Source organism: Rhodothermales bacterium (assembly GCA_013002345.1).
Taxonomy (GTDB): Bacteria; Bacteroidota; Rhodothermia; order Rhodothermales; family JABDKH01; genus JABDKH01.
In genome coordinates, this window is the sequence record JABDKH010000207.1 from 1 (window position 1) to 2,949 (window position 2,949).

Annotated in this window: 4 protein-coding genes; 1 reads left to right on the forward strand and 3 read right to left on the reverse strand. The window is 58.7% G+C overall.

Translation table 11 applies throughout. The annotated features are described in order from the left end of the window. A partial coding sequence (locus HKN37_10790; GenBank protein NNE47135.1) for a CPBP family intramembrane metalloprotease occupies window positions 1-389 on the forward strand: 389 nt, incomplete at its 5' end. Window positions 390-405: 16 nt separating this feature from the next. Here HKN37_10790 and HKN37_10795 read toward each other — a convergent pair. The 3 genes from HKN37_10795 to HKN37_10805 all read right to left on the reverse strand — a co-directional run. After that, window positions 406-1,338, reverse strand: a complete 933-nt coding sequence (locus HKN37_10795) for a PorV/PorQ family protein (GenBank protein NNE47136.1) — start codon at window positions 1,336-1,338, stop codon at window positions 406-408. Continuing rightward, complete coding sequence (locus HKN37_10800) at window positions 1,338-2,396, reverse strand: PorV/PorQ family protein (protein NNE47137.1); 1,059 nt, start codon at window positions 2,394-2,396, stop codon at window positions 1,338-1,340. Before HKN37_10800 ends, HKN37_10795 begins: the two co-directional genes overlap by 1 nt. Before the next feature lie 2 nt (window positions 2,397-2,398). Further along, window positions 2,399-2,949: hypothetical protein (locus tag HKN37_10805; GenBank protein ID NNE47138.1), on the reverse strand; the 551-nt coding region annotated here is incomplete at its 5' end.

Below are 2,949 nucleotides of genomic sequence, written 5' to 3' on the forward strand. Positions count from 1 at the left end.
ATCCGCACTACGGGCCGGCGGCAACTGACTGGCAGGTGTTCCTGATCTACGAGATGCTGTTTCTGTTCTACTGGGTAGGATGGGAGTACCTCTGGCGCGGTTTCATGCTGTTTGGAACAGCTCGCGTGTTCGGCGTCTATGCGATTTTCATCCAGACAATTCCCTTCGCGCTTCTGCATCTTAACAAGCCGCTGCCGGAATCGCTGCTGTCGATCGTTGGAGGCATAGCGCTTGGCGGCCTCGTCTGGCGATGCCGATCGTTCTGGATCGCCGTCCCTATTCACTTCGCGCAGATGTTCATTCTGGATCTGTGGTGCACACTGCGCATGAGACTGGACGTCAGTGGTACGGGACTCGACGCTTTGTTGCGGATACTTGGCGGCGGCTAGCTACCGGTCCCAGCCCCTACCACGCGTACGACAGCGTCAAGATGTGGCCCGGTCCCGCGAATCCCGAGTCGAACAACACGAGGGCATAGTCGAATACAAGCAGGCCGTAGTGAAGTCCGAGACCGAACGTTCCGTTTCGGAGCGCGTCGTTCGTGATGAACCCGGCACGAAACGTCAGCATGTCCAGTGCATCGACAGCCAGGCCGACGTGAACGCGCGATCGGTCGTCCGGAAAGAGATGAGACAGCTCGGCCACTATTGTGGCATTGACGACCGTGAAGTCGTCCTCAAGCGCGAGGACCTGAAAAGGCTGAACGGCGATTCCGATCCTCGCGGTCGTCGGCAATTTTGTGGCAACCGAATTGAGCTCGTTCATCTTGCCGATATTGTGGACGGCGCCGCCAACCTGCACTGCGTCTCCCAGCACGTCCATCTGCGCCCCGAAGTCGATGCCATATCCCGAGGCGCTCTCGGTGAAGATCTCCTCCGAGATGTACCGGCCCGTCGCACCGATCCGAGCGGGCCCGATCCTCCGACCAAACGACGCGCCTATACTTAGATATTGTACCTCGAAGTTGCCTTCCGACGGTCCGGGACGCTCCCTGAGTTCAAGATCCCCACTGCTGGTCGCTGTGAAGGCAAGGCCGACTCCCGAGTTCTTCCCTGAACGAAAGCGTCCCGCAAGCGCGTACGTTCGCAGGTCGCCCACCCAGATGTGATGAGACAGAGCGGCTTCGTTGGATCCCGTATGTGCCAGGCCGGCGGGGTTCCAGAAGGTCGAGAACGCGCCGTCCGCAATGGCCACGTGCGCATCTCCCATCCCGGCGGCCGCCGCGTCAACGCCCAGTTCCAGGAACGACAATCCGCTCTCCTGTCCTGCCGCAGCGCCAGGAGTTAATCCGAGCGTGGCGAAGATGGTCAGCGAAAGCAGTATGACCCTGATCCTCATCACAGATACAGTCGAATGGCAACAATGTGGAAAGTACCAACCGCATACGGCTCAAGCTGGAACGCATACTCAAAGCGCAGCTTCAGACTCCCGACATCCTGGTCCAACGCGAACCCGGTTCCCGGTCGGGCTTCACTCAAGCCTCCGGAGCCAATCTGGTCTATCCCTGCCCGGATCGTAAGAATCTTCTGAAACGCATACTCCGCACCGACTCTAAGATAGCTCGATTGCAAGTCGACCCGCCGTTCATCAATTGCCGTTAGCGGCACCTCTCCAAACAGCGCGACACTGTACTCGCGATAGTCAAGCCGTGAGACCCTGGACTCAAACTCAGCAACAACGCGGCCACGACCATCGGCAATTTCGTACGCGGCACCTAGACGAATCCGAACTGGAAACCGGTCCGAGGACGAACCACCGCCGCTGACCACACCCGACGTATCCCAGTCGTACTTGGCCAGCAGGTCGTCGAATACAAGTCCCAGTGTAAGGCGGCGAGTAACGGCCGCGGAGATACCGATGTCGAGCCCGATACTGGTCGCCGGTTTCAATCCGTCGTACAGATCGGACCGGAAGAGCTGGAGGTTTATCCCACCGCTGACGCGCTCGGTGAATCGGAGGCCAAAACCTAGAAAAAACACAAAGTCGTCGGTCGAAAGATCCGTCGTATGGAATCCATTCGTGTCCCTGCCGTCGATGGATGAGACGCCGGCATGGATGAGACCGGCCGCGATTCCGGCACGCTCCAGCGGGACGCCGAACTGAAGATGTTGAAGCTGGCGATCGAATCGCATGAAGGCTGTCGCCATTTCGAGATGCTGGCCTTTCACAAACGGAGCGAGAGCCGGATTGTAGAAAGCGTTGCTGTTTCCCGATCGGTCGGCGACCAGCGCATTGCCCATGCCAATTCCACGTGCCCCGAAGCCGAGACGCGTAAACGCACCTACGGACTGACCGTGCACATCTTGAATCGCGAGCACGAGCATGAATACGACAAGCACGCTCCCCAGTGATCGTCGTGCCGGCGATATGCTATGGTGACTGTGGTAGTTCAACATGCTCACTCGATCACCAGGATCTTGCCCCAGAACGTTTCGCCACCCGCCTCGATGGCGTAGAAGTACGGACCGTTGGCGATGCGCACACCGTCGCGATCGAGACCGTCCCAGGTCAGTTCTCTGAGTCCTGACGACTGCATCCCGACACTCATGGTTCGAATGCGGTGCATGGCGAAGTCGAACACCTTGAGTTCGACCGACGTCGGGCTTGCGAGCTCATATTTGATGCGCACGAACTGATCTGAACCCGGCGAGAAAGGATTTGGATAGGCAAACGTTTCGACCCGGGGAACACGATTTGACGGTTCCTCAGGGTTCACCGGGATGTTCACTCGAAAGATTCGCCACGTGGCGCCTCGGTCCTGGCTTCGTACCAGACCGTCCGACGTGCCGGCCCAGACAGCATCCGAGGTTGTTGTGACTGAGAACACCCGGACGTCGGGTCGCAGTGCAATCTCGGGGTCCTGGAAATCCTGGAAGTACTTGACAGTGGTCCAGGTGCTGCCATCATCATCGGAGATAAACAGCCCGTTGTCACCTGCGGCGTAAACGA